This window comes from Planomonospora algeriensis (assembly GCF_977012225.1).
The window spans coordinates 1-26,403 of sequence record NZ_CDRNDK010000045.1; the positions used below are offsets into that span (position 1 = coordinate 1).

Consider the following 26,403-nt stretch of genomic DNA (forward strand, 5'->3'; position numbering starts at 1 on the left):
CCGAACAGGTGGACATGGTCCTCGGCGACGGTGCCCGCGACCGGGGCGCGCTGGCCGACCTGATCTCCTCCGATCCGCAGCAGGGAGCGGGCATCGCCTACGTCCGGTTGGAGTCCTCACCCGATCCGATCCGGGTCCGCGCCGTGTACGTCTCCGACGACGACATCCGCCGGATGGCGGCCCTGTTCGCCGGGGTGGGGGAGGCGGCCTGATGAGGATCACCATCGAGGGCACCCGCGCCGAGATCGACGCGCTCCGGGACCGCACGCTCGTCATCGCCTGCGGCGGTCACCCCCTCCCGCTCCCCTTCCGGATGGTCGGCGCCCGGCTCCTCCGCGACCCGTACGGCCCCGCCCACCGGCTCGTCGCCGACCTGCTCGACCAGCGGGAGGCCGTGTGACCGAGACCGTTGCGCTCCCCTCACCCGCCGTCCCGGCGGACGCCTCCGGCTCCCGGCTTCCCCGAGCCGTCCGCGACACCATGCCCCTGGCCCTGGACGTCGCGGTGGAGGTCGCCAAGCTCAACGGGGTCTGCATCCGGCCCATCGAGATCAAGCGGACGGACACCCGCACGGGCAGGGTGGAGCTGCTCGACCTGCCGTGCGGGACCACGCAGGAGGCCAAGTGCCCGCCGTGCGCCCGGCGCAACAAGCAGCTCCGCAAGGCGCAGTGCCGGGAGGGCTGGCACCTCGACCACGAACCCGTCACCGAGCCGAACCCCTCCGCCGAGGACCAGCGGTGGCTGATCGAGTTCCGCGCCGACGTGCAGGCCAAGCGCGACGCGGCCGAACGCGACGGGAACGCCGACGAGGTCGCCGACTGGGACGAGGCGATCCGGGAGATCGACGCCGAGATCAACGCTGCCGGGATGCGGGGCGGCGCCCTGGGCGGCCGGGCGGCTCCCAAGCGCTCCCGCTCGACCCGGCGACGGCAGGACGCCCCGGACCTGCCCCGGCGGACCAAGACGAACACGACCCTCGGGCGGACCTTCACCGGCTCGGAGGGGAAGGTCGTCCGGCCGTCGATGTTCGTCACCCTGACCCTGCCCTCCTACGGCCGCATCCTGGCCGGCCAGGGCGTGCCGGTCGACCCGAGCACCTACGACTACGCACGGGCCGCCCGCGACGCCTTGCACTTCTCCAAACTGGTGGACCGGTTCGTGCAGAACCTCCGCCGCGTCGCCGGATACGACGTGCAGTACTTCGCCACCGTCGAACCTCAGAAGCGGCTCGCGCCGCACCTGCACATGGCGATCCGGGGCACCCTGCCCCGCGCGGAGATCAAGGCCATCGCCGCCGCGACCTACCACCAGGTGTGGTGGCCGGCCGTCGACGAGGTCCGCTTCGCAGGCGAGCACCTGCCCGTGTGGACTCCGCGGGCCGATCCCCTCGACGGCACCGCCTACCCGGACGGGCAGAGCGGCGACTACCTCGACCCGGCCACCGGGGAAGTCCTGCCCACCTGGCACGAGGCGCTCGACCGGCTCGACGCCGACGAGGACGCCGAACCTCTCCACGTCCTCCGCTTCGGTCCTCAGGTCGACGTCCAAGGCGTGCTCGCCGGGACCCCGGACGCCGACCAGTGCATCCGCTACCTGTCCAAGTACCTGACCAAGAGCCTCGGGGAGACCCTCGACCCGGACGAGCCCGGCCACCAGGCACGGCGCGACCACGCCGCCCGGATGGTGGAGGCGCTGCGCTATGAACCCTGCTCGCCGACGTGCGCGAACTGGCTCCGCTACGGCGTGCAGCCCAAGAACGCCAAGGCGGGCATGACCCCGGGCCGGTGCCGGGGCAAGGCCCACAAGCCCGAACACCTCGGCTACGCCGGACGCCGGGTCCTGGTCTCTCGCAAGTGGTCGAACAAGACCCTGCGCGAGCACAAGGCCGACCGCCGGGCCTGGGTCCTCGACGCGCTCGGCCTTGCCGACGATCCCGCCGAGACCGATCCGCACCGCTACGTCTGGCACCAGGTCTCCACCAACGACCCGGCCCGCACCCCGCTGGCCAAACGGCTGCTGCGGAGCATCGCCGACCGGCAACGCACGCGAGCGCGGTTACTCGAGCTCCAGGCCAGAGCGGACGGAAGACCCGTCGACGAGCTTTCGGCGATCGGGATACGGGAGGCGGCGTGAGCAAGAACCACGACCAGCTCATGACCGTTCCGGAGATCCTCGCCGAACTCGGGGGCGTCTCCCGCCGCACCTTCTACCGCTGGCGGGAGATCGGCCACGCACCGCAGGGGATCAAGCTCCCGAACGGCGAGATCCGCGTCTGGCGCAGCGAGTTCACCGCCTGGCTCGACTCCCTCCGGGAGGCGGCGTGAGCACCTCCTACGACGTGAAGTTCTGGGAGACCCGGCGGAACGCCTCCAGCAAGACCCCGTCCTACGTGGTTCGCTGGAAGGTCGGCGGCCGGGAGAAGTCCAAGACCATGAGGACGAAGGCCCTCGCTGAGAACTTCCTGTCGGACCTGCGACAGGCGGCCAAGCGAGGTGAGGCGTTCGACCTGGAGACCGGGCTCCCGCTCTCCCTCCTGGCGGTGAAAAGCGCCGTGACGTGGTTCAGCTTCGCCATGGCGTACGTGGACATGAAGTGGCCGCACGCGGCGGCCAAGACGCGCGACAGCCTCACCGACGCCCTGGCGACCGTCACCCCTGCCCTGGTCGACGAGGAGGCGCCGGGCAAGCCTGACGCCCTGGTCCTGCGGGAGGCCCTCCGGCGGTTCGTCCTTCCTCCGGCCGCGCGGGAGCTCCCTCGTCCGGAGGAGATCCGTACGGCTCTGGCCTGGCTCGAACGGCACTCCCTCCGCGTCTCGGACCTGGCCAAGGTCCGGAACGTACGGCTCGGCCTGGACGCGCTGACGCTCCGCCTCGACGGCAGGGCCGCAGCCGCCACCACGATCGCCCGGAAGCGGTCGGTCTTCTACAACGCCCTTCAGTTCGCCGTGGACCTGGAGGAGTTGCCCGCCAACCCCATCGACAAGGTGAAGGCGTGGAAGCCGCCGAAGGTCCGGGAGGTCGTGGACCGGCGGGTGGTGGTCAACCCGGTCCAGGCGCGGGAGCTGCTCACGGCGGTGACCTACGTCGGCCGACTCGACCGGGGTCGGCACCTGCGCGGGTTCTTCGCCTGCCTGTACTTCGGCGGTCTCCGGCCGGCCGAAGCGCTCGGCCTCCGCAAGGAGGATTGCCACCTTCCGGCGACCGGCTGGGGCCGGCTGATCCTCGCCAAGTCCAAGCCGCAGACCAACAAGAAGTGGACCGACAGCGGAGCGGCCCACGACGATCGCGGCCTGAAGCACCGGGCCGATGAGGAGGGTCGCCCGGTACCGATCCCGCCGGAGCTGGTCGCCATCCTGCGAGAGCACCTCGCCGAGTTCGGCGTCCACGAGGACGGGCGGTTGTTCCGGACCTCACGCGGGGGCGTGATCTCCATCGCGACCTACTGCGAGGCGTGGAAGGCGGCGCGGGCCTTCGCCCTCACACCTGAGCAGCAGGTCTCCCCGCTGGCCGCCCGGCCGTACGACCTGCGGCACGCGGCCGTCTCGCTCTGGCTCAACGCCGGGGTGGCGGCCCCCGACGTGGCGGAGCGGGCGGGACATGGAGTGGACGTGCTGCTCAAGGTCTACGCCAAGTGCATCGACGGCGGCACGGAGATCGCCAACCGGCGGATCGAGGACGCATTGGCCGCATGATTCACCATTCGACGAAGGGGCTTCGGGGACACCGGAGCCTCTTCTGTCTCATCAAGGTGCACCGAAGTCACGATAAGTAACTATTGAACTCGTGCTGCATAAGGTCCCAGAACGATCTGTAGCGGACCTCGCCCGGATGCCAGGATGCGAAGTCCCATGCCTCCCACTCTCCGTCTTCCCCGACGACGTAGGGATTGAGCAGGTACACCTGTCCCTCGATGCATTCGGATATGCAGAGGCTGTCGGACACGGACTCCTCTCCGATACGGCTCAGGTCTTGCGGGCCCAGAGCACTTTTTCCGTGATCCCAGATCCCGGCAAGCTCCGGGTCCACATCACGGGTCCAGCCGACTTCGGCCAGGGGCATGAGGCGAAGAGATGAATGGCTGTACTCGTCCCAGCCGTTGGCGACCTGGAGGAACTCCCTGTAGCTCGGTGGCAGGCGCATGCCGAGGCGTTCCTCGTGGCGCGCGATCTCGGCCTCACCGGCACCCGGCGCGCCGAGCCAGGCAGCACGGCCGAATCCGTCGTCCGGACCCCCTCGCCGTTCGGGTGGAATGGCCCTGTACTCGGCGAAGTACTTCTGGGCCCGGTCGTTCACGGTCCGGAGAAGGTCGTCCCAGGGGTAGCGGGGGGTATCGGAGGTCACCATGGCGGGGACCCTAACGGTCATATCCGACAGTTAAGCCGACGCAAGGCGAAGCCGTACCACCTGACCCGCTTCGGTTCCGGCCCTGTTTCCCCTGTATCAACCGGATGTCTCGCTCCAGCCCTCATCGAGCCTGGCCAGCAGCAGTTTCGCATCCGGACGATGCCCACCGCCTCTGGACGGATCCTCTGCGACACGACGGAGCATGTCCACGGCGTCCCGGACACGGCCCATGATCCCCTCCGTCAGGCCGACGGATCCGATCGACGGATCCTCATAGGTCTCGAAACCCTGCTCGGGGGACCATCCCCACCAGTCCAGCAGCGCGTTCAGCGCCTCCTGCCGGGGCGGCCCCGGTCTCTCGTCGATCACCCGCAGAAGCACACCCGTCGCGGGAACAGCGGCCGGGTAGAGAGTGCCGGCATGGTCGTTCGTGACCGCATACCGGAGGTCGGCCAGCGCTCGGACTGCCTGCTGATCGTCCGCGGATCGGGTCAGTGCCTCCGAAGCCGCTCGGGCCGCCTCCGGGAGGTACCAACGCGGGCCGGGTATCCGTGCCCAGTCCACATGCTCCACCGCTGTCCTCCCGCCACTTCCGGAGCGGACTTCTCATGCACGACCTGGGGAAACGTGGCCAACATCATTCCGCGTATATTCCGCGAACACCGGCCGAGAGCCGCTCACGGCGGCACACGGCTGCACACCCCGGAAGCGATCAACGGCGCCCGACCCAAGGGAAATCCCTGGTCAGACGCCGTTTCGCAAGGTCAGCGGAGAGCGTGGGATTCGAACCCACGAGGACCGTCACCGGCCCTAGCGGTTTTCAAGACCGCCGCCATCGTCCACTAGGCGAGCTCTCCTTGCCGGCCCGTCCGACGGACGCGCCGAATTGCACCTTAGTCTCTCACGGCCCCGCCCCGCTGGCGTCTCGTCCGGATCACCGTACGAGACACCGGCGGACGAGACGCCTACGGACGAGACACCATCGGGTGAGACGCCGCCGGAGCGGATCTCACGACCGGCGGGCCTCAGGACTGCGGGGCGGCGAAGCCGTCGCCCACCGAGGCCGCCAGGCAGAGGTAGGCGTCACGGGTGGCGGGCTGGAGCCTTTCGAGGTCGATCTCGGCGCCCTCTTCGAGATGGGGGTCGTAGGGCACCCGGATGACCGCGCGGCAGCGGGCGGCGAAGTGGGCTTCCAGGCGGTCGAGGTCGACGGTGGACTTCGACCGGGGCCGGACGCTGCACAGCACCACCGTGGCGGAGCGGACGAGATCCTCGTAGTGGTGGGCCTCCAGCCAGTCCAGGGTGGCCGAGGCCGCCCTGGCGCCGTCCACGGACGGGGAGCTGACCAGGACGAGCTGGTCGGCCAGGCCGAGGACGCCGGACATCGCCGAGTGGAGCAGCCCGGTGCCGCAGTCCGTGATGCAGATCGAGTAGAAGTTCTCCAGGACCTGCGCCACCGACTGGTAGTCGGACGCGCTGAAGGCCTCCGACACCGACGGGTCACGGTCGGAGGCGAGGATCTCCAGACGCGACGGGGCCTGCGAGGTGAAGGCCCGGATGTCGACGTAGCGCTTGATCTGGCCGCGCTCGTTCAACAGGTCGCGGACGGTGGCCGCCGTCTCCAGCTCCAGCTTGTCCGACAGGGTGCCGCGGTCCGGATTGGCGTCGACCGCGATCACCCGGTCGCCGCGGGCCTGGGCGAGGGTGGCGCCGAGGCCGACCGTGGTCGTGGTCTTGCCGACGCCGCCCTTCAGGCTGAGTACAGCGACGCGGTGGTGGCCGGTGGCGACAGGGGTCCGGGCGCGGGTGATCAGTTCACGGCGGCGGCGGACCTCCGGGGACTCACCCGGCTTGATCAATCCCGCCGACGCCTTGAAGATCAGCTTCCGCCATCCTCCCGAGGGCCCGTTGCGGCGCCCCCGGAGCAGGGACTCCGGGTCCAGGCTGTCGGCCGACGGCCGGAGACCGCCCGCGGCCTGCTGCCGGGCCGGAGAGCTGAACGCGGGCGGCGGACTCGGCTGGCGGCGGCGCGCCTGGTACGGCTCGCGCACCGGATCAACCGCCTCCCGGTCAGGAGCGAATCCCCGATCGGAGGAGGTGAAGGCCGCCGTCTCCCGGTCCCTGTCCGGTATGAACGCCGTGTCCTCCGAGGCCCTGAACGGGGTGTCCTGAGTGGACGCGGAGGCCCGGTCCCTGTCGGAGGCCCTGTCCTGGTCGGAGGTGAAGGGTGCCCCGCGGCCTGAGACGAATGCGGTGTCGTCGGGCTCGAGGCCCTTCTCCCCTGCCCTGCCGAAGGCCGCGGAGGCGTCGGAGAGGTCGGAGGCGAACCCACCGGAGCCGAAAGGGCGCTCCGGGGTCTCCGCGGCCGCGGGATCGGAACGGTCGGCGCCGAAGGAGCCGGGAGCCTGCAGGGAACCGGACGAATCCGAGGCCTGGAAGGAACCGGAAGCCTCGGGGGCGGGGAAGGACCCGGAGGAATCAAGCCTGAACGGCTTCATGGGTGTGAGCGGCTCTTCGGTCTGCGAGCCGAAATGGCCGGGATCGGTGTCCCCCCGGGTGAACCGGTCGCCTTCCGCGTCGGCGCCACCGAAGGTGAACCGGCCGGAGTCGGGACCCCCGCCGGGGCCGAAGTGCCGGGTCTCGGACTCGCCGCCGTCGAAGGCGGGCCGGTCGGGTTCGTTGTCTCCGCTGGAACCGAAGTGCCCGGTGTCGGACTCCTTGTCTCCGCTGAACCCGAAACGACCCGTCTCCGACTCACCACTGCTGAACCCGAAACGCCCCGCCTCGGACGGCTCACCGCCGCTGAACCCGAAACGGCCGGTCTCGGACGGCTCACCGCCGCCGAACCCGAAACGGCCCGTGTCCGACTCACCACCGCCGAACCCGAAGTTCCCGCTCTCGGACGACTCCGCGGATCCCGCCGAGGAGGACTCGGCGGGGTCGTCGGGACGCCGGGGCTCCTCGAAGAGCCCCCGGGACGACTCCTTCTCCGGATCGCCGAAGGCGCCCAGCGCATACGTGTCCCCGGAACCGGGGCCGGAGAGCGGGACCGAATCGGACTCCGGGCGGGGCAGCGGCTTCAGCGGGGCCAGGAAGCCGTCGTTGTCCTCGGGGGAGGGCGCGGGGGGAAGCGTGAAGGAGCTCACCGCCTCGGCCGCCTCGGTCCACTCCGCGGCGTCCGCCTCCTCGGCCGACCGGTCCGCGGAGGCGTCCCCGGCCTTCGAGACCGTGTCGGCGGCCGAGGCAGCGTGGTCCGGATCGGCGGCGGTGCGGAAGAGCGGCGACGAGACCGCCCCGGTCTCCGCGGGCACCAGGCTCCACGGGTCCTGCGGGTACGGCGAAATGACGGCGTCGTCCATCGTGGCCGTGACCTGTGCGGTCACCACCACGGGCGGCGCCTCCTCCTGCTCCTTGATCGCATCGAGCCAGGCGAGCTGTTCCTCGAGAGATTCCTCACGATCGTGTCTTGCCACCGTGTTCCCCCTCGGGATGGGCTAAAGGGGCAGCAAACACATTGAAGATTAACGCCCCGTGTTCTCTCCGATGCAGGCAACCACCGAGTTGGCTCTCCCGGTAGCGTGAGTTACATGCACGCCATCGTGATCGACAAACCTGGTGGGCCGGAAGTCCTCGCCTGGCGGCAGGTTCCGGACCCCCGACCGGAACGGGGCGATGTCATCATCGACGTGGCCGCCTCCGCGGTCAACCGCGCTGACGTCCTGCAACGGCAGGGACTCTACTCTCCTCCGCCCGGCGCCTCGCCGTATCCCGGACTGGAGTGCTCCGGAATCGTCGCCGAGGTCGGCTCGGACGTCGAGGGGTTCAAGCCGGGTGACCGGGTGTGCGCGCTGCTGACCGGCGGCGGATACGCCGAACGGGTGGCCGTCCCGTGGCAGCAGGTCATGCGCGTCCCGGACCGGGTGGACCTGGTCGAGGCGGCCGGGCTGCCCGAGGTGGCGTGCACGGTCTGGTCCAACGTCTTCATGACCGCGCGCCTGCGCAAGGGCGAGACGCTCCTCGTCCACGGCGGCGCCAGCGGGATCGGCACGCTCGCCGTACAGCTGGCGAAGGCGTTCGGCTCGCACGTCGTCGTCACCGCGGGATCGGCGGAGAAGATCGCCCGCTGCCTGGAGCTCGGCGCGGACGAGGGGATCGACTACCGCGAGGAGGACTTCGCGGAGAAGGTCCGGGCCGACGTGATCCTCGACATCATCGGCGGCAAGTACCTCGCGCGCAACGTCAAGGCCCTCAAGACCGGCGGCCGGCTCGTGGTGATCGGGATGCAGGGCGGGACCAGGGGCGAGCTCGACCTGGGGGCGCTGCTCACCAAGCGGGCCTCGGTGCACGGCACCACGCTGCGGGCCCGGCCCGTCGACGAGAAGGGCGTCATCGTGCGCGGCGTCGTGGACAACGTCTGGCCCCTGCTCGACGCCGGCGCGATCCGCCCGGTGGTGCACGCGCGGGTGCCGATGAGCGACGCCGCCCAGGCGCACCGGCTCCTGGAGTCCGGAGAGCACGTCGGGAAAATCCTGCTAGTAGGTTGAGAGTATGAACGCTGAGGAGAGCACTCCGCACGTGGTCGTCGTGGGTTCCCAGGGTGTCCAGCCCAAGGAGGACGGCGGCGACGAGCGGTCGATCGCCGATCTGGTCGAACAGCCCGCCAAGGTGATGCGCATCGGCAGCATGATCCGCCAGCTCCTCGAGGAGGTCCGCGCGGCTCCTCTGGACGAGGCGAGCCGCAAGCGGCTCAAGGACATTCACCAGAGTTCCATCAAGGAGCTCGAGGACGGTCTGGCCCCCGAGTTGGTCGAGGAGCTCGAACGGCTGTCGCTCCCGTTCACCGAGGAGAACGGCGCCCCGCCGAGCGACGCGGAGCTCCGGGTCGCCCACGCGCAGCTGGTCGGCTGGCTGGAAGGTCTGTTCCACGGGATCCAGACCACGCTGTTCGCGCAGCAGATGGCCGCCCGCGCCCAGTTGGAGAACATGCGCCGGGCGCTGCCCGGCGGCGCCGGGCTCCACCAGGAGGGCCCGCACCAGGCCAGCTCCGGCCCCTACCTGTGACCCCGGCTCCGATCTGATCCGACCCCCGCAGACCCTTCGGCCCTCTCCCGGCGTCCCGGGAGGGGGCCGCGTGCCGTACGGGGCCACATCGTCGAGGGGATACGGCGCCGCGGGATCGCAGCGTCACAGAGGCACGGCACCGCGGAGGTACGGCACCGCAGGGCCACCGGATCACGAGGCGACCACGCCACCGGGCCACCGGACCGCCGGATCACCGGGCTAAGGGAAGAGGTCCTCCAGGATGCGCGCGACCCCGTCCTCGTCATTGGCGGACGCCACATGGTCGACCGAGGCCAGCACCGCGGGGTGGGCGTTGGCGACGGCGTAGGAGGTCCCGGCCCACCGCAGCATCGGCAGGTCGTTGGGCATGTCCCCGAAGGCGACCACCTCGGCGGCCCCGACGCCCTGTGTCTCCGCCAGTTCGGCGAGCGCCGAGGCCTTCGTCACCCCGTGCGCGCTCATCTCGATCAGGGCCCGGCCGCTGGAGTGGGTGGGCGTGACCCTGTCGCCGACCAGACCGCAGACCGCCTCGTGGAGCAGGTCGGGGTCCATCCCGGGGTGCAGGGCCAGGAGTTTGGCGCACGGCCGCGAGGTGAGGGTGTCCGCGGCGACGGACAGCCCGCCGACCGCCTTCCGGTCCCAGCCGCCGAGACGGAAGTCCGACTCGTGGGCGAACCCGCCCTCGTATTCCACGGAGAACGACAGGTCAGGCACCTTTTCCCGGAGCCGCCCGACGACCTCTTCCAGCACATCTGGCTGGATTAGGCGGGATTTTACGATTTTCTCGGTGTGAAGGTCGTAGACCAGGGCACCGTTCGCACATATGGCCAGGCCACGGTGTCGTACGGCTCCCGCCACGGTGTGCATCCAGCGTGGCGGGCGGCCGGTCACGAAGACCAGGGTGGCACCCGCCTCCTCCACCCGGGCGAACGCGGCGGCGGTGCGGGCTGAGACGGTGCCGTCGGAGCGGAGGGCGGTGCCGTCGAGGTCGGTGGCGACGAGCCGGGGTCTTCCCATAACAGATCCCAGTCTGCACGGTGAGCCCCGGCGCGCCAGCCCCGGGACCGCCCGAAGGAGGAATCTTCCTGATCGCGGGAACACACACAGGCGGGATGGTGTTAGATATGATGGCGTTGTATTAGCTGATCCCGTAGTGCATAACCAGAACTTGCAAGTCTGAGCCACCCGGGGCCCCGCTGTACGACACACTGGGGTTCACGAGGTGTGAATCCCAAAGTTTCAAATCCTGAGGGAGAGCTTTAATGGCTCAGGGAACCGTCAAGTGGTTCAACGCTGAAAAGGGCTTCGGCTTCATCGCACCGGACGGCGGTGCGCCGGACGTGTTCGTTCACTTCTCCGAGATCGTCGGCAACGGCTACCGGAGCCTCGAGGACGGCCAGCGGGTCGAGTTCGAGATCACGCAGGGTCAGAAGGGCCCGCAGGCCTCCCAGGTCCGCGCCATCTGATTCAGCAAGGCCGTCTGAACCACAGACTCAGACCTAGACAGCACTAGCTCCCGTTCCGGACCCCGCCTCATTCCAGTGGCGGGCTCCCCGGAGCAGGAGATGAGGGCGAGGTCCGCCTTGTGCGGGCCTCGCCTTCGTGCTTCCCGGGGTTCACCGGGGTTCCTCCCACCGAACTTCCAGTGGTCGCCCCGCCCCTCCTCGCCCTGGCCCGCGTCCCCGCCCCGGCCGCCCTCGCCGCCACCGGTCTCGGCTTCACCTTCGTCAAGACCACGCAGACCGGCGCCGACCTCGCCTCTCAGGCCTGGACCCTGCTCGCCGGCCCCTCCCTCGTCCTGGCCGACCCCACCGACCTCATCGCGCTGCCCGCCCTCGCCGCCGCCTGGGCCGTCCACCGGCGCTCCCGTACCGAGCACGCCGTACGGCAGGCCCGCACGCTCGTCATCGTCCCCGTCGCCCTCATCGCCGTGACCGCCACCGGCCAGACACCCGAGCCGCCGACAGCCCACGCGGTCTTCAGCGACGGCGAGGTGATCACCGTCCTCAGCGGTCACGGCAACGGCCCGGTCGTCTCCCGGGACGGAGGCCGTACCTGGATCCGGCCCCCGTCGCCCACGCCCACTCCCGAGTCGACTCCGACGCCGTCGGACCGGCCGTCCTGGGTGACCCTGAGCTGCGTCCCGGGGGACCCCGCGCACTGCTACCGCGTCGTCCCGCCCCGTCTGGCCGTGGACGAGTCCCGTGACGGCGGAAGGACCTGGACCACGGTCTGGGAGATCTCGGAGGGGCGTGAAGAGCTGCTCGAACGCACCGCGACGGAGCACCTGGGGCCGGGGGCGTGGAAGGGGTCCCAGGCCATCGTGGTGCATCCGGTCGCGGACGGCCACGTGGTGGTCGCGGCGAACGGCAGCGACGGCATCGCCGTGCGGGACGTGAACGGTGGCTGGCGGCGGTTCGGCTTCTCCGCCGGGGGCTTCTCCGCGGAGGGGGCCGCCCCGCTGCACGCGGCGAACATGAGCCTGACCAGGGAGTACGTCATGGGGCTGTTCGCGGGGCTGTTCACGTTCCTGGCCGGAGTCGCCACGGCCCGGCGCGGCGGCCTGGACGAGGACGACCGGGCGGCGACCGCCTACGTTCTCGCGGCGGTCGGCTTCTTCGTCGCCGCCGTGGGCGTGAGCGACGACGGTCTCTTCTCGCCGCTGTTCGTCGCGGCGGGGCTCGGCTGCGCCGTGGCGAGCCTGGTCAACGCGGTCATCGCGTTGCTCCCTGCAGGTCGGCCGGCCTGGACCTGGACCTGCCTGATCGCCGTGCCCACCCTCACCGCCCTGGTGATCTGCGCCGTCTTCAACGGCTGGGTCGCGGGCACTCCCGACCGCTACTCGACGGCCGTGCTGATCTCCTGGCTCACCGTGATCGCCGGTGCGGCGGCGTCGGTGCTGGTCGGCTGGAAAGGCGGGAGGAGTCCCGCCCGAGAAGGATGGAACCCGCCGGAGGAGGGAGGGGACCCGGTCCCGGAAAGGAGGTGAGGACCCGGCGGAGCCGGATCCTCACCGGTGAGGCCTCGCCGGCGGGCCTACTTGGAGGCCTCGTCGGCGGGCCCTACTTGGCCGGCTCCAGGACGTCGAGGCCGACGTAGGGGCGCAGGGCCTCGGGGATCACGACCGAGCCGTCGGCCCGCTGGTGGTTCTCCAGGATGGCGACGATCCAGCGGGTGGTGGCCAGGGTGCCGTTCAGGGTCGCGACGGGCTGCGGCTTGCCCCCGGAGTCGCGGAAGCGCACCCCCAGGCGGCGGGCCTGGAAGTCGGTGCAGTTGGAGGTCGAGGTCAGCTCGCGGTAGCGGCCCTGGGTGGGGATCCACGCCTCGCAGTCGAACTTGCGGGCGGCCGAGGTGCCGAGGTCGCCCGCGGCCGTGTCGATGACGCGGTACGGCACCTCGATCTTGGCGAGCATCTCCTTCTCCCAGGCGAGCAGGCGCAGGTGCTCCTCGCGCGCCTCCTCCGGGCGGCAGTAGGAGAACATCTCCACCTTGTCGAACTGGTGCACGCGGATGATGCCCCGGGTGTCCTTGCCGTACGAGCCGGCCTCCCGGCGGAAGCACGACGACCAGCCGGCGTAGCGCAGTGGCAGCTCGCCCGCGTCGAGGATCTCGTCGGCGTGGTAGGCCGCGAGCGGCACCTCCGACGTGCCGACCAGGTAGAGGTCGTCGTCGGGCAGGCGGTAGATCTCCTTGTCGTGGGCCACGTGGAAGCCGGTGCCCTGCATCGCCTCGGGCTTCACCAGGACGGGCGTGATCATCGGGACGAACCCGGCCTCGACCGCCTGCTGCATGGCCATGTTGAGCAGCCCCAGCTGGAGGCGGGCGCCGACGCCCTTGAGGAAGAAGAACCGCGAGCCGGAGACCTTGGCGCCGCGCTCCATGTCGATGGCGCCGAGCAGCTCGCCCAGCTCCAGGTGGTCCCTGGGCTCGAAGTCGAACGCGCGCCGCTCGCCGATCTCCTCCAGCACGACGTAGTCGTCCTCGCCGCCGTGCGGGGCGTCCTCGTCGACGATGTTCGGCACCGTCTGCAGGACCGCGTCGAGCTCGCCGGCCAGCTTCTCGGCCTCGGCCTCCAGGGACTTGACCTGCGCGGCGAGGTCCTTGGCGCGGCTCAGCAGCTCGGCCTTCTCCTCGCCGGAGGCCTTGGACACCAGCTTGCCCATGTTCTTCTGCTCGGCGCGCAGCGACTCGAACGAGGCCAGCGCGGAGCGGCGGCGTCCGTCGAGGTCGAGCAGCGTGTCGACGACCGAGTCGTCCTCGCCGCGGGCACGCTGCGACGCCCGTAGCCGGTCGGGATCCTCACGAAGGGTACGCAGGTCAATCACAGCCCCAGGCTACAGATGCGGGGTTCCGGCCCGCACACGGATAAGGGGTGTCCTACGGATCTTTCATAACCGGAGGGATCTTCCGGAACCGGTGAGGACGCCGGGGAACGCGGGCCCGCTGGTCGCCGCGATCGACGAATGGCTCCGGCCGGCTTCGATACAGGCCCTAGACCTGCCCGCCCCTGATCCTGGACAGCCAGCCCGACGCCTCGTCGAAGTCGGCGTCGGCCGTACCGCGCCTGATCTGCGGCGCGAGGCCGTCGGCGCGCGGGTAGCTGCCGAGGAAACGCACGCCTTCGCAGATCCGGTGGAGGCCGGAGACGGCCTCGCCGACCCGGGCGTCGGCGATGTGGCCCTCGAAGTCGAAGTGGAAGAAGTAGCGGCCGATGCCGTCGCCGGTGGGCCGCGACTCGATCCGGGTCAGGTTGACCCCGCGCACGGAGAACTCCGTCAGCATCTCCAGCAGCGCGCCCGGGTGGTCGTCGGAGAGGAAGGCCACCAGCGAGGTGCGGTCGGAGCCGGTGGGCTCGGGCGGCGGGGCGGGCCGGGAGACCCGGACGAACCGCGTCACGGTGTCGGAGCGGTCGCCGATCCGCCCGGCGAGCTCGACCAGGCCGTAGTGCTCGCCGGCGATGCGCGCGGCGATCGCCGCGTCGTACGGCGAGCCGGGCAGCGAGACCTCCTGGGCCGCGCCAGCGGTGGACGAGGCGGAGACGACCACGGCGTCGGGCAGCTCGCGGGCGATGTATCTGCGGCACTGGGTGAGGGCCGCCGGGTGGGAGATGATCCGCTTGATGTCGCCGATCTCCTTGCCCGGCCTGGCCAGCAGGGAGAACTCGACGGGCAGCAGCAGCTCGGCGGTGATGAGCAGCGGCTCGCCCCAGGCGAGCTCGTCCAGGGTGGTCGCGATGCCGCCCTCGAGGGAGTTCTCCAGCGGGACGACGGCCCCGTCGGCCTCGCCCCGCCGGGCGGCGTCGAGCGCCGCGCTGACGTTGGCGCTCGGCAGGCGCTCGGCTTCCGGCGCCAGGATCCGCAGGGCCTCCTCGGCGAAGGTACCCTCGGGTCCCAGGTAGGCGAGTTTCAGCATGCCCCCAGGCTATCCGGCGGGCGTCCGGAACCGTGTGGATAATTCCGCATCCGGTGCCTGAAAAGTACGGAAAGTCGCACGTCGCGTGGGCAGCCAGGATCCGAGCAGCCAGACCAGGACCAGCGCGCCGATCCCGAACGCGTTCTGCACCAGCTTGCCCGGCACCGGGCTGAGCACCGGGATCTCCGCCGCCTTCAGCGCCACCCCCCACCAGGGGATCGGCACCACGTAGTAGAGCCAGACCCCGGCCGCCACCCGGACCCGGACCGGGTCCCGCCCGTCGTCGGCGATCGCGCCGAGCACCACGACGACCCAGGCCAGGTGGTGGATCCAGGCGACCGGGGAGAGCAGCACGGCCATCAGGCCGGTCAGGGCGACGGCGGTCATCGCGTCGCCGTCCAGCAGCGCCGCGCGCGCCCGGCGGAAGCCGTACCAGCCGACCACGGCCACGAGCGCCAGCCAGATCAGGCTCGTCACCGCGTCGGGCAGGTAGAGCCGGATGAGCATGCCGCGCATCGACTGGTTGGTGGTCGCCGCGTTGGAGCCGAGCCGCTCGGGGTCGAGCAGTGCGCGGAACCAGAAGTCGGCGGCGTCGGCCGGGATCACCGCGAACGGCAGCAGGGTCAGCAGCCCGGCGGTGAAGGCGGCCATGAAGAGGGCCCGGCGCTGCTCGGGACGGGCCCCCGGGCCGAACCCGGTGACCAGCAGGTAGATCAGGAAGACGCCGGGGGTGAGCTTGACCGCGGTGGCCAGGCCGATGAGCATGCCGCGCGGCCAGGCCGGCCGCCGCGCCGCGCAGTCGGCCAGGCAGAGCGCGACCAGCAGGATGTCCACCTGGCCGAACCGGACCTGGTCCCTGATCGGCATCAGGTAGGTGCAGGCGACCGTCAGGAAGGCGAACGCCAGCGGCGTCCAGAGCGACCGCGGCGGCGTCCACCGGGCCCCGGGAACGGGCCGGGCGCGGTCCAGGCGCTCCCACACGGCACGGAAGCCGTACCAGACGGTGATCATGAGCGTGGCGAAGATCCCGGCCGTCCAGACCCACTGCGCCGCCGGCCACGACATCGCCGCCAGCGGCGTGGCCAGCAGCGCCGCGATCGGCGGGTAGGTGAACGGGAGCAGCTGCGGCGCGGGCGTGGCGAAGTCGTAGACCGGCCGCCCGGCCAGCACCATCTCCCCGCCGGTACGGTAAACGTCCAGATCGACCAGGCGCTGGTCGTCGACGTTGCCCAGCCAGTGGAGCACCAGCGGGGCCACCGCCAGCGCGATGAGCGCCGGTACCGGCAGCCACGCCCGGATCGGCCGCCTGGTCTCGGTCGCCTCGTCGGTCCTCACGACCAGGCAGGCTACCGCGACGCCGGAACCGGCCGCGGACGGAGAAGGAACGAGGGGAAGACCGGATGGGCCCAGCACGCGAACGAGGCGGAGACCGGACGGGCCCGGCACGTGGACGCCGCACGCCGCACCGGACCGTCCACTCCCGGAGGTCGCTCCTGGCCCTCCTGCTTCTGGCCGCGGTTCTCACGGTCCTGCCGGGAGCGGGTACGGCCGGCGCCTCCGTCCGGGTCACCGGCGGGGGGCCGCCCGCCCGGGTCGTGGTCGTCGGGGCGCCGGGGCTGCTCTGGAGCGATCTGGACCCGGTGCGGACGCCGAACCTGTGGCGGCTCACCGGCTCCGGCGGGGCGGCCTCGCTGTCCACCCGGGCCAACCCGCCCAGGGGGAGAGGCTTCATCTGCCCGGTGGAGGGCTGGCTGACGGCCTCGGCGGGGCAGCGGGCGGGCACGTCCGCCCCGGGCTGCTCCCCGCCTCCGGCCCCGCGGGTCTCCGCCGAGGGCGCGAGCGTGCCGGGCTGGGCGGAGCTGGTCGCCTTCAACGCGGACACCTCCTACAAGCCGGTGCTCGGGCAGCTCGGGCAGCTCGTCACCGATGCCGGAGGGAAGGTGGCGGCGGTCGGGCCGGGGGCCGTTCTCGGTGCCGCCGACAAATCCGGGAAAGTCGCCGTATACGCGGACACGGTGGAGCAGTTGGGCGAGCTGGCCCCGTACCGGCTGGTCGTCGTCGAAGCCGGGGATCTCACCCGCGCCTGGCTCAAGCGCGGTGCCGAGGCCCGGACCGGTGACGGCACGAGCGTGGACACGAGCACGAGCGCAAGCCCGGGAACGAGCACGAGCGCAAGCCCGGGAACGAGCACGAGCGCAAGCCCGGGAACGAGCGCAGGCACGGGCGGCGACGGCGGTCACGACGTGCCCGCCGCGCCGGCGGACGAGGTCAGGCGCGTGGCCGTGGCCGGGATCGACCGGCAGGTCGGCGCGGTCCTCGACCTTCTTCCGCCGGACTCCACGCTCCTGCTCGGCGGCCTGTCCGACGCCTCCGACGTGGCCCACCTGCACGTGGCGATCGCCTCAGGCCCGTCGCCGGACGGCTCGCCGTACCCCCGCGGTTATCTCACCGCCGCCTCCACCCGCCAGAACGGCCTGGTCACCACCACCGACCTGACCGCCACCGCGATCACCCTGCTGGGACTGGAGACGCCGAAGACGGTCGTCGGCCGCCCCTGGACCGGTGGGGACCCCGCCCCGGGCGCCGGCGCCGCCGGAGGCGGCGGAGACACCCCAGGAGACACCCCCGGAGACACCCCCGGAGACGCCCCGGGGGACGCCACCGCGGCCGTCGTGGCGGACCTGGCCCGCGAGAACCTGGCCAGCCGGGTGGTGAACCGGGTCCGCGGCCCGTTCTTCGGCGGTTTCGTGGCCGTGCAGATCCTCTTCTACCTGCTGGCCGCCGCCGCGCTCCGCCGGGGCTGGGGCGGCGCGCGGGCGCTGACCGCGGTCCAGGCCGTCGCGGCGGTCAGCGGGTCGATCGCGGTCGCCACGTTCCTCGCCCAGCTGGTGCCCTGGTGGGCGTTCCCGGTCCCGATGGCCGGGGTCGTGCTGACCATCCTCGGCATCGCCTGCGCCGTCGCCGCGCTCGCGTTCGCCGGGCCCTGGCGGTCGCACGTACTCGGCCCGCCCGCCGTGGTCGCCGGGATCACCTCGCTCACCCTGCTGGCCGATGTGATGACCGGCTCGACGCTCCAGGTCAACGCCGTCACCGGGTACGAACCGGTCGCCGGCGGGCGCTTCTACGGGTTCGGCAACATCGCCTTCGCCGTCTACTCCGCCGGGACGATCCTGGCCCTGGCCGGAATCGCCCAGTGGCTGATCTCCCGGGGACGCCGCGGGCTCGCCCTGGCGGTCTGCGCGCTGTACGGCGGACTGGCGGTCTTCGCGGACGGCTGGCCGGGCTGGGGGGCCGACTTCGGCGGGGTCCCGGCGTTCCTGACCGGGCTGGCCGTCTTCCTGATCCTGCTCTCGGGCCGCCGGGTCTCGGCGGTCCGGCTCGGCCTGGTCGGCCTGGCCGGGATCGGCCTGATCACCGCGATCGCCGTCGTCGACCGGCTCCGCCCCGCCGGGCAGCGCACCCACCTCGGCGCGTTCGTCCAGCAGGTGCTGGACGGCGAGGCCTGGACGGTGGTCTCCCGCAAGTTCACCGCGATGGTCGGGGTCACGGTCGGCAACTGGTCGCTGACCCTGCTCACGCTGGTCGCGCTGGCCTTCCTCTTCCTGGTGCTGGACCGCCCGTCCCGCTGGGGCGCCCCGCGCTGGGGCGGGCCTACGCCCTGGCCCCGGCGCTGCGGGCCGGGCTGATCGGCGCGCTGACGTGCGCGCTCATCGGGTTCCTGATGAACGACTCCGGCATCGCGATCCCGGCCATGGCCCTCACTGTCGCGGTGCCGCTCACGCTGGCCGCCTGCGTGCGCGCGCTCCGGCTCTCACCGCCCACCACGCCAGAGCGGCCGTCAGAGCCAGCAGGCACCACGGCACCGCCTGCTGCCTGACGACGGTCTTCAGCCAGAGCAGGTCGTCGGGGCGGAGCGCCTCCCGGGCCGGGAGGTAGCCGAGCGAGAGGATCGTCGTCCTGGCCACCACGAACCCCTCCAGGGCCGGCCAGGCGGGCGCCGCGGCCAGCAGCGCCGCGGTGATCCGGCGGGGGTCCACCCAGGCGTCCCCGCGGGCCAGCAGGCCGCGCGGACGGCGGGGGCGAGCATCGGCTCCAGCCGGCGGCACTCCCGGCCCGTCAGCCGCTCGACCGGCAGCCCCAGCACGCCCATGAACGCCGCCAGCTCGTCCAGGACCGCCAGGTCGTCGGAGTCGAAGGCGACCTCCAGCGTGCCGTCGGTGCGGTAGTCGAGGGCGTCCGCTCCCAGACCGCTGTCGGCGGCGAGTTCGGCCGCGAAGGCGGGCCAGCGGGCCAGCGAGGCCAGGCCCAGCCGGAGCAGCGGCTCCTCGGTGTAGGTGACCTCGCTGACCGGCGCCAGCATGCCCGCCGCGGCGTGCGAGGCGCCGGAGGCGGGGGCGGGGTCGGCCACCGCCACGCGCAGCCCCCGGCGGGCCGCGCGCCAGGCGGTGGAAAGGCCGGCGACGCCGCCGCCGACGACGACGAGGTCGTAGGCGCCGGACGCAGGCACTGCGGTCTCGTGCGGCATGGATGCTCCGCTCCCTTCGCCGGCATGATCCGGATCAGGTTCCTGGCGGTCGAGGGCCCGCCGACGGCCGTGCCGCGGAGCCCGTGCACCCGGCGGAGCGCGTACCGCGCACCGCGGGCCCACCGGTCCGGCAGGTCCGTCGCCCTCCTCTCAGCCCGGTGCGTGCCGGGCTCCCGCGCGTCTTACGTCCCCCACCTTAAGGGCTCGCGGAACACACTTATCGACGGGGATGTGAGGTAAATACCGTTTTCGTTACCGAGGACTTGATGGCCGAGGTCGGCCCCGCCGCTTAGGGTCATGAAGTGTGAATCATGTCGTGGTGGTGGGCGCCGGTCTCGCCGGGGTGCGGAGTGTCGAGGCGCTGAGGGCGCACGGGTTCGATGGTGCGATCACGCTGATCGGGGAGGAGCCGCACCGGCCCTACGACCGCCCGCCGCTGTCCAAGGCGGTGCTGCTCGGTGAGATCGACTCCACCGTCGTCGACTCCGATCTGGGCGCGCTGGCGGTGGACCACCGTCCCGGCGTGGCGGCCAAGGGGCTGCGGGCGGGCGTGCTGGAGACGACCGAGGGCGAGCTGGCCTACGACGCGCTGGTCATCGCCACCGGCGCGAGCCCGATCCGGCTGCGCGGCGAGGGCCCGCAGCACGTGCTGCGCACCATCGACGACGCGCTCGGACTGCGCGCCCTGCTCCGCCAGGGGCGCAGGGTCGCCGTCGTCGGCGCGGGCTGGATCGGCGCGGAGGTCGCCACGGCCGCGCGCAGGGCCGGCTGCGAGGTGACGGTGGTGGAGGCCGCCGGGTGCCCGCTGGCCGCCGCGCTCGGCCCGGTCGGAGCCCACACCGCCCTCTGGTACGAACGGGCGGGCATCGACCTGAGGACGGGCGCGATGGTGGCCTCCGTCGACCCCGGCGGGCTCACCCTCGTCGACGGCTCCACGATCGAGGCCGACGTCGTCGTCACCGGCATCGGGGTGCGGCCCGCGGTGGACTGGCTGGCCGGCTCCGGGGTCGAGCTGGACGACGGGGTCGTCACCGACGAGCACCTGCGCACCGCGCTGCCCGGCGTGGTCGCGGTGGGCGACTGCGCGGCCTGGTGGTCGCGCAGGTACGGCCGCCGCCTGCGGGTGGAGCACTGGGACACCGCGCTGAACTCCCCCGAGGTGGCCGCGGCCACGCTGCTGGGCGGCGGCTCCGGCGAGGGCGCGGTCTACGACCCGGTCCCGTACTTCTGGTCCGAGCAGTTCGGCCACATGGTGCAGTACGCCGGGCACCACGCCGGCGCCCGCCTCGTCATGCGCGGAGACCCCGCCGGCGCCCGGTGGTCGGCCTGCTGGGTGACCGGCGAGGGCAGGCTCGCCGCGGTCCTGGCCGTGAACCTGCCCCGCGACCTGATGCAGGGGCGCCGCCTCATCGAGGGCGGCCAGCACCTCGACGTCGATCGCCTGGCCGATCCTGCTGTAGCGTTGCGCGACTGTACGGCGGTGTGACCGCACCGTGAGATGCCGTGAGGTGTTTGGTGAAGGGCTCAATGTGGTAGTGGTGGGTTCGTGACGCTTTCTGTTGCGCAGATCGACCGGGAAACCGACGAACTGGTGGGCGAGTGGCTCACCTTGACCGAGGTCGCCAGAAGGCTCGACCTCAGTGCCGGTCGCGCCAAGCAGCTCCTCAAGGACCACAAGATCATCGGAGTCCGGCGGGGAGGTGGTGAGCCCCAGGTGCCCGCCGCGTTCATCGCCGGGAACGACGTCGTCAAGGGCCTGCCGGGCACGCTCACCGTGCTGCTCGACGCGGGATACGACGACGTCGAGGCGCTCCGCTGGCTGTTCACCCCCGACGAGACCCTGCCGGGGTCGCCGGTCGACGCGATCCGCGCCGGCCGCCACACCGAAGTCAAGCGGCGTGCCCAGACCCTCGGTTTCTGACGCGCGCCTCTACCTGTGCACCGACGGTCGCCGGGACCGCGGAGACCTCGCCGAGTTCCTCGACGCCGCCCTCTCCGGCGGCGTCGACATCGTGCAGCTGCGCGAGAAGGGGCTGGAGGCGCGCGAGGAGCTCGCTCTCCTGGAGGTCTTCCGCGACGCCTGCGACCGGCACGGCAGGCTCCTGGCGGTCAACGACCGGGCGGACATCGCCTACGCCGCCCGTCCCGACGTGCTCCACCTCGGCCAGGGCGACCTGCCGGTGCGCGTCGCGCGCGACCTCCTCGGCGACGGCATCCTCATCGGGCGTTCCACTCACGCCCCCGAGGAGGTCTCCGCCGCGGCCGCCGAGCCCGGAGTCGACTACTTCTGCTGCGGTCCGATCTGGCCCACGCCCACCAAACCCGGACGCCACGCGCCCGGACCGCCCCTGCTCGCGCACGCCGCGTCGCTGGGAACGGACCGCCCGTGGTTCGGCATCGGCGGCATCGACCTCGCCAACCTGGACGAGGTCATGTCGTACGGCGTGCGCCGGGTCGTGGTGGTGCGGGCCATCACCGAGGCGGACGACCCCAAGGCGGCCGCCGAGGAGTTCCAGCGGAGGCTCGCGGCGCCGCGCTGACGGGACCGGCCTCGCCTCGGCGGGGCCGGTCCCGCGGGGGGCGCCGGAGATTCGGCGGGGATCGGATCCGGCGGGTCCGGTGAGCCGCGCCGGACCGGCCGGTTCAGGTCCGCCGGGTGGTCGCGGCCACGGCCAGATCGGCCAGGGCCGTTCGGGCCTCCGACGTGATCGGGGCGTCGTCCAGGGAGTGCAGCGCCTGCGCGAGATAGTCGTCGATCAGCTTCTCGCAGGCGGCGAGGGCGCCGGTCTCCTCGATCACCCGGCGCAGCCGGTCGACCCCGCCCTCCTCCAGTCCCGGGTCGCCCAGCGTGAGACGGACCTCCTCCGCCTGGGCGGGCGAGGCCGCGGCGAGCGCGCGGGCGATGAGCATCGTCCGCTTGCCTTCGCGCAGGTCGTCGCCCGCGGGCTTGCCGGTCTCCGCCGGGTCGCCGAACACGCCGAGGATGTCGTCGCGCAGCTGGAAGGCGATGCCGACGTTGCGGCCGTACTCCTCGCAGAGGCGGTCGATCCACGGCTCACGCCCGCGCGCGGCCAGCACCAGGCCGAGCCGGAGGGGCTGCTCCACCGAGTACTTGCCGCTCTTGAACAGCGCGACCCGCAGCGCGCTGTCGAAGGTGCTCGCGCCGCGGACCTGCTCCAGCAGGTCGAGGTACTGGCCGCACATCAGCTCCGTGCGCATGTGGTCGTAGACCGGCTGGGCCGCGGCCAGGGCGGCCGGAGGCAGGCCACTGGTCCGCCACATCTCACCGGACCACACCAGCAGCAGGTTCCCCAACAGGATGGCGGCGTTCTCGCCGAACTGCTCGGCCGAGCCGCTCCAGCCCTCCTTCTCGTGCATCGCCTGGAACCGGCGGTGCGCCGACGGCATGCCCCGGCGCAGGTCGCTGGCGTCCATCACGTCGTCGTGGGCGAGCGCGCTGGCCTGGAGCAGCTCCAAGGAAGCGGCCGCGGTGAAGAGCGCGGGATCGTTCCCGCCGCCCGCACCCCGCCAGCCCCAGTGGCAGAACGCCGGGCGAAGCCGTTTCCCGCCGGCGAGGAAGTCCTCGGCCGCGGCGACGAGAGGGGCGATCTCGGGCGCGCTGACCAGCGGACGCTGCCGATCGAGGAAACTTCTCAGCGAACGATCCACTTCGGAGCGGATGGTGTCCAGCGAGGCTGCGGAAGCGGGCATACCCAGAGATTATCGGGCCGGGTACCGAACGCGGATCAAGCGGGGCTGGGCCGACGCGGTGACGGCGGTCCGCCCCGCGGCCGGACCAGTAGGCTAGGGGGCATGGCTCTGGGTCGCCCCTCAATCCTTCCCGACCGCGTGCCCACCGTCCGCGAGCTCCTCGCCGCAGGTGGCCGGTCGTTCTCCTTCGAGTTCTTCCCGCCGAAGACCGACGAGGGCGAGCGGCAGCTCTGGCGCGCGATCCGGGAGCTGGAAGCACTGCGTCCCACGTTCGTCTCCGTCACCTACGGCGCGGGCGGCGGGACCCGGGACCGCACGGTCGAGATCGTGGAGCGGATCGCGCACGAGACCACGCTGACCCCGGTGGCGCACTTCACCGCCGTCGACCACTCGATCCGCGAGCTGCGCCATCTGATCGGCCGGTTCGCCGGGGCGGGCGTGCGCAACATCCTCGCGGTGCGGGGCGACCCGCCCGGCGACCCGACGGGGGAGTGGGTGCGCCACCCCGAGGGCGTGCTCTACGCCGAGGACCTGGTCCGGCTGATCCGCCAGTCCGGCGACTTCTGCGTGGGCGTAGCGGCCTTCCCCTACAAGCACCCCAGGTCGCCCTCCATCGACTCCGACACCGAGTACTTCGTGCGCAAGTGCCGGGCCGGCGCCGACTACGCCATCACCCAGATGTTCTTCCGGGCGGAGGACTACCTGCGGCTGCGCGACCGGGTGGCGGCCAAGGGCTGCGACACCCCGATCATCCCCGGCATCATGCCCGTCACCCGGATGAGCACGATCGCCCGTTCCGAGCAGCTGTCCGGCGCCCCGTTCCCGCCTGAGGTGGCCGCGCGGTTCGAGGCCGTCGCCGACGATCCCGCCGCCGTGCGCGCCCTCGGCATCGAGCACGCCGCCGAGCTCTGCCAGACCCTGCTCGACGAGGCGCGCCCGGCATCCACTTCATCACCTTCAACAGCTCCAGCGCCACCCGCGAGGTCTTCCGCGCCCTCGACCACGCGGCCGCCGATCACGTGCCGGAGACCGCCTCGCTCAGCGGGTGAGCCCGCCGTACGTCCCCGGCCGGCGCGGTGCCCTCAGCGGGGCCCTGTGGCATCCGGCCGGGAACCAGCGGGAGCACGGCCCCGGCGATCGCATAGCGTTCGTACCCGCCGGGGAAGACGAACGCGGTGAGCAGGTCCACGAAGCCGATGTCCCGGTAGAGATGCCGGGCGGCGGTGGGCCGGTCGCGGGTGGACAGCACGACCGTGCGTTCCGGCCGCCCCTCGCACACGTTCAGGACCAGGGCCCTGCCGACGCCTCTGCCCTGGTGGTCGGGGTGGACGTGGACCTCGGCGAGCTCCAGGGCGTCGCCCAGCCAGTCGCGCGCGCCGGTCTCGCCGCGCCGCTCGGCGACGGCCTGGTGGACCACGTCGTGCCACCACTGGCCCGGGACGCCGTGGAAACCGTAGGCGAGGCCGACCGGGGTCCCGTCGGCGAGCTCGGCGAACAGGCAGGTGAAGCCGGGGTGGGCGGCGTGGTTGCCCATTATGGTCTTCCGACCGGACAGCTGATCGGCGGGAGGGGTCATCGCCGCCATGTAGATGTCGAGAACGGAATCCAGCCGAGAGACGAACTCGTCGGGGCCGACTCGTCGCAGTCCGATCACCGTCGCACCCTAGCAGGGGCGATCTGGCCTGATTCGAGGAAAACGGCTAACGGGGCGTTCGGGTTCTTTTACCGAAGGTCCGCAGGGTGACCTCGGCCTCCGGGCCGGGGACGGACGGGTTCCCGACCCGGGACGGTCCGCCGTCAGGCGGGCGGGTCCACCCCGGAACGGCCCTCGCCGCCGTCCGGACACCCGGGGAAGAGCGCCTACCCCGCCAGGGGGACGCGGCCCGGAAGAGCGGGCTGGATCGGCACGCCGAGCATTTCCTCCACCGTCACGACGAACCGCTCCGCCTCCGAGATCAGCTCCTCGGCGTCGCGGGCCGACACCGCGTGGGTCATCCCGGCCTCGACCGAGGCCCGCTTGGTGGCGCTCACCTCGAAATAGGGCGCCCAGTCGGCCAGCCTGGGCTCGGCTTCGGGGAGCAGTTCCCAGGCGCTGCGCAACCTGCGCCGGCGGCCGTCCATGGGCTTGGGGCGGGCGGCCAGGACGGCCGCCGCGGCCCGGAGCGCCGCCAGGTGCGCCGAGACATAGCGCATGGCCGAGGTGCGGCGCCGCCGCCTCCTCCAGGCAGTCGCGCGCGTCGGCCAGGCGCGCCCGCACCGTGGGCGACAACCGGGGCCCGGCGGGGCCGTCGAACCGTGGGGTCATGCGTTCCGCCTCCTTGGTCGCAAGCGGCTCCCGGCGGTCGGGCCGGTGGTACCACGTTCGCAGACCCCACCGACAGTTCCGCCGGGCGGCCGGACGAGGAGCTTCCCCTCTCCCCGTCCGCCCCGATCTGACCCCGCCCCCTCTGGCGGAGGCGGAGTCAGATCGGCCGCCCTCAACGTGAGCCGCGAGTCCCACGTCACTACATCGAACATAAATTCGATCATCGATGGTGTCAAGTATGTCGACGAACAAAAGTTCGATCCCCCTGTGAAACGGAAGGCCCCGGGAGATCGAGATCTCCCGGGGCCCGCGCTCGGCGACCGGCCGCGGTTACCGGCCGAACCTGCCCCGGACGTGGACCGGCACCCCCGTGCCGAGCAGGTCGGGAAGGACCTCGGCCACGTGCATCGGCAGGCGCACGCACCCGTGCGAGGCCGGCGCCAGCGGAACCGAGAGCGCGCCGTGGAAGGCGATGCCGCCGTTGAAGAAGATCGGGTTGTACAGCTGGCCCAGGTAGGACCGGTGCCAGCCGTCCCGGCGCCAGGTCGTCCTGTAGTCGCCCGTAGGCGTGCGGGCGTCACCGCAGAACTTCTGCGTCTTGCCCTGCCAGGTGGCCGTCTCGCAGTAAGGGACCCCGCTGCCCGAGGAGGTGTGGCTGATCAGCTGCACCCGCCCGTCGACGTAGAGCACCATCACCTGGGTGGTGAGGTTCATCTCCACGCGGGTCGCCCTGCCCTTGGGCACCAGGACCTTGGGGGCCCGCGGGGCCTCCAGGGCGTCCCAGGTGCGCCGGGTGACGGTACCGGCCGGCTTGAGGCCGTTGACCTTCTGGAACGCCCACACCGCGGCCTGGGTCGCCCCGCCGTACCGGCCGTCGATCCGGCCCGGGTGGTAGCCGAGCTCCTTCAGCCGGGTCTGCAACACCTTGACCGCGGACCCCCTGGCGCCGGCCTTGAGCGTCTTGCCCGGAGCGGTGAAGGGGGCAGGCTCGGCTGCCGCCGCGGGTGCCGCCGCCGAGGTTCCCGCCGCGGCGACCGGCGCCGCCG

The 26,403-nt window shown here is 72.0% G+C and carries 24 protein-coding genes, 1 tRNA gene and 2 pseudogenes; 14 read left to right on the forward strand and 13 right to left on the reverse strand.

Features of this window, described 5'->3' with window-relative positions; all coding sequences use genetic code 11:
- The 5 genes and pseudogenes from ACWJ6R_RS07805 to ACWJ6R_RS07825 all read left to right on the forward strand — a co-directional run.
- A pseudogene (locus ACWJ6R_RS07805) lies at positions 1-212 on the forward strand (cell division protein FtsK); the annotation flags it as partial.
- On the forward strand, positions 212-400 hold the full coding sequence (locus tag ACWJ6R_RS07810; protein ID WP_449061543.1) for a hypothetical protein: 189 nt from the start codon (positions 212-214) through the stop codon (positions 398-400). The pseudogene ACWJ6R_RS07805 and the gene ACWJ6R_RS07810, both read left to right, overlap by 1 nt.
- Positions 401-480: 80 nt before the next feature.
- A complete protein-coding gene (locus ACWJ6R_RS07815) occupies positions 481-2,133 on the forward strand; it encodes a replication initiator (RefSeq protein ID WP_449061565.1) in 1,653 nt (550 codons plus the stop codon).
- A complete protein-coding gene (locus ACWJ6R_RS07820) occupies positions 2,130-2,324 on the forward strand; it encodes a helix-turn-helix transcriptional regulator (RefSeq protein ID WP_449061544.1) in 195 nt (64 codons plus the stop codon). The genes ACWJ6R_RS07815 and ACWJ6R_RS07820 overlap by 4 nt, the downstream gene beginning before the upstream one ends.
- A complete protein-coding gene (locus tag ACWJ6R_RS07825) occupies positions 2,321-3,691 on the forward strand; it encodes a tyrosine-type recombinase/integrase (protein WP_449061545.1) in 1,371 nt (456 codons plus the stop codon). Before ACWJ6R_RS07820 ends, ACWJ6R_RS07825 begins: the two co-directional genes overlap by 4 nt.
- Before the next feature lie 67 nt (positions 3,692-3,758).
- On the opposite strand, the gene ACWJ6R_RS07830 is transcribed toward ACWJ6R_RS07825, so the two are convergent.
- From ACWJ6R_RS07830 to ACWJ6R_RS07845, 4 genes are all read right to left on the reverse strand, one after another.
- A complete protein-coding gene (locus ACWJ6R_RS07830; protein ID WP_449061546.1) occupies positions 3,759-4,343 on the reverse strand; it encodes an SMI1/KNR4 family protein in 585 nt (194 codons plus the stop codon).
- A 96-nt stretch (positions 4,344-4,439) separates the two neighbouring features.
- Entirely contained in the window at positions 4,440-4,916 is a 477-nt protein-coding gene (locus ACWJ6R_RS07835; protein WP_449061547.1) for a hypothetical protein, read from the reverse strand.
- Between the two features lie 195 nt (positions 4,917-5,111).
- Positions 5,112-5,200 (reverse strand) — tRNA-Ser (locus ACWJ6R_RS07840).
- Between the two features lie 168 nt (positions 5,201-5,368).
- Positions 5,369-7,816 carry a nucleotide-binding protein gene (locus tag ACWJ6R_RS07845; protein WP_449061548.1) on the reverse strand — a complete coding sequence of 816 codons (2,448 nt, stop codon included), beginning with the start codon at positions 7,814-7,816 and terminating at the stop codon, positions 5,369-5,371.
- Between the two features lie 114 nt (positions 7,817-7,930).
- Here ACWJ6R_RS07845 and ACWJ6R_RS07850 point away from each other — a divergent pair, with 114 nt between their 5' ends.
- Entirely contained in the window at positions 7,931-8,887 is a 957-nt protein-coding gene (locus ACWJ6R_RS07850; protein WP_449061549.1) for an NAD(P)H-quinone oxidoreductase, read from the forward strand.
- A gap of 4 nt (positions 8,888-8,891) precedes the next feature.
- Positions 8,892-9,404: a bacterial proteasome activator family protein gene (locus ACWJ6R_RS07855; protein ID WP_449061550.1), complete on the forward strand. Its 513-nt coding sequence runs from the start codon at positions 8,892-8,894 to the stop codon at positions 9,402-9,404.
- A gap of 219 nt (positions 9,405-9,623) precedes the next feature.
- Here ACWJ6R_RS07855 and ACWJ6R_RS07860 read toward each other — a convergent pair whose 3' ends face one another.
- Complete coding sequence (locus tag ACWJ6R_RS07860) at positions 9,624-10,421, reverse strand: HAD family hydrolase (RefSeq protein ID WP_449061551.1); 798 nt, start codon at positions 10,419-10,421, stop codon at positions 9,624-9,626.
- Positions 10,422-10,666: 245 nt separating this feature from the next.
- On the opposite strand from ACWJ6R_RS07860, the gene ACWJ6R_RS07865 reads away from it, so the two are divergent.
- Entirely contained in the window at positions 10,667-10,870 is a 204-nt protein-coding gene (locus ACWJ6R_RS07865; protein ID WP_043619750.1) for a cold-shock protein, read from the forward strand.
- Between the two features lie 179 nt (positions 10,871-11,049).
- Positions 11,050-12,393, forward strand: a complete 1,344-nt coding sequence (locus ACWJ6R_RS07870; protein WP_449061552.1) for a hypothetical protein — start codon at positions 11,050-11,052, stop codon at positions 12,391-12,393.
- A gap of 73 nt (positions 12,394-12,466) precedes the next feature.
- On the opposite strand, the gene serS is transcribed toward ACWJ6R_RS07870, so the two are convergent.
- The 3 genes from serS to ACWJ6R_RS07885 form a co-directional block, all read right to left on the reverse strand.
- Positions 12,467-13,729: a serine--tRNA ligase gene (gene serS, locus ACWJ6R_RS07875; RefSeq protein ID WP_449061553.1), complete on the reverse strand. Its 1,263-nt coding sequence runs from the start codon at positions 13,727-13,729 to the stop codon at positions 12,467-12,469.
- A gap of 166 nt (positions 13,730-13,895) precedes the next feature.
- Positions 13,896-14,816: a prephenate dehydratase gene (gene pheA, locus ACWJ6R_RS07880; protein ID WP_449061554.1), complete on the reverse strand. Its 921-nt coding sequence runs from the start codon at positions 14,814-14,816 to the stop codon at positions 13,896-13,898.
- Between the two features lie 9 nt (positions 14,817-14,825).
- Positions 14,826-16,151 carry a glycosyltransferase 87 family protein gene (locus tag ACWJ6R_RS07885; RefSeq protein WP_449061555.1) on the reverse strand — a complete coding sequence of 442 codons (1,326 nt, stop codon included), beginning with the start codon at positions 16,149-16,151 and terminating at the stop codon, positions 14,826-14,828.
- 65 nt (positions 16,152-16,216) lie between these two features.
- Here ACWJ6R_RS07885 and ACWJ6R_RS07890 point away from each other — a divergent pair, with 65 nt between their 5' ends.
- Complete coding sequence (locus tag ACWJ6R_RS07890; protein WP_449061556.1) at positions 16,217-18,502, forward strand: hypothetical protein; 2,286 nt, start codon at positions 16,217-16,219, stop codon at positions 18,500-18,502.
- A 200-nt stretch (positions 18,503-18,702) separates the two neighbouring features.
- Here ACWJ6R_RS07890 and ACWJ6R_RS07895 read toward each other — a convergent pair whose 3' ends face one another.
- Complete coding sequence (locus ACWJ6R_RS07895; RefSeq protein ID WP_449061557.1) at positions 18,703-19,341, reverse strand: FAD-dependent oxidoreductase; 639 nt, start codon at positions 19,339-19,341, stop codon at positions 18,703-18,705.
- 304 nt (positions 19,342-19,645) lie between these two features.
- Between ACWJ6R_RS07895 and ACWJ6R_RS07900 the strand changes: the two genes are divergently transcribed.
- From ACWJ6R_RS07900 to thiE, 3 genes are read left to right on the forward strand one after another with little or no spacing between them, the layout of a single operon-like run.
- Complete coding sequence (locus tag ACWJ6R_RS07900; protein ID WP_449061558.1) at positions 19,646-20,827, forward strand: NAD(P)/FAD-dependent oxidoreductase; 1,182 nt, start codon at positions 19,646-19,648, stop codon at positions 20,825-20,827.
- 60 nt (positions 20,828-20,887) lie between these two features.
- Positions 20,888-21,262 carry an Rv2175c family DNA-binding protein gene (locus tag ACWJ6R_RS07905; protein WP_449061559.1) on the forward strand — a complete coding sequence of 125 codons (375 nt, stop codon included), beginning with the start codon at positions 20,888-20,890 and terminating at the stop codon, positions 21,260-21,262.
- The gene (gene thiE, locus ACWJ6R_RS07910) at positions 21,240-21,881 is read left to right on the forward strand and encodes a thiamine phosphate synthase (protein WP_449061560.1); all 642 of its coding nucleotides are present in this window, start codon (positions 21,240-21,242) and stop codon (positions 21,879-21,881) included. The genes ACWJ6R_RS07905 and thiE overlap by 23 nt, the downstream gene beginning before the upstream one ends.
- A 103-nt stretch (positions 21,882-21,984) precedes the next feature.
- Here thiE and ACWJ6R_RS07915 read toward each other — a convergent pair whose 3' ends face one another.
- On the reverse strand, positions 21,985-23,052 hold the full coding sequence (locus ACWJ6R_RS07915; protein ID WP_449061561.1) for a polyprenyl synthetase family protein: 1,068 nt from the start codon (positions 23,050-23,052) through the stop codon (positions 21,985-21,987).
- Positions 23,053-23,154: 102 nt separating this feature from the next.
- Here ACWJ6R_RS07915 and metF point away from each other — a divergent pair.
- Positions 23,155-24,101: pseudogene (metF, locus tag ACWJ6R_RS07920) on the forward strand (methylenetetrahydrofolate reductase [NAD(P)H]).
- Here metF and ACWJ6R_RS07925 read toward each other — a convergent pair.
- From ACWJ6R_RS07925 to ACWJ6R_RS07935, 3 genes are all read right to left on the reverse strand, one after another.
- Positions 24,068-24,706: a GNAT family N-acetyltransferase gene (locus ACWJ6R_RS07925; protein WP_449061562.1), complete on the reverse strand. Its 639-nt coding sequence runs from the start codon at positions 24,704-24,706 to the stop codon at positions 24,068-24,070. The pseudogene metF and the gene ACWJ6R_RS07925 sit on opposite strands and share 34 nt — an antisense overlap.
- Positions 24,707-24,912: 206 nt before the next feature.
- Positions 24,913-25,245: an SAV_6107 family HEPN domain-containing protein gene (locus tag ACWJ6R_RS07930; RefSeq protein WP_449061563.1), complete on the reverse strand. Its 333-nt coding sequence runs from the start codon at positions 25,243-25,245 to the stop codon at positions 24,913-24,915.
- Positions 25,246-25,687: 442 nt separating this feature from the next.
- A partial coding sequence (locus ACWJ6R_RS07935) for a L,D-transpeptidase family protein (protein ID WP_449061564.1) occupies positions 25,688-26,403 on the reverse strand: 716 nt, incomplete at its 5' end.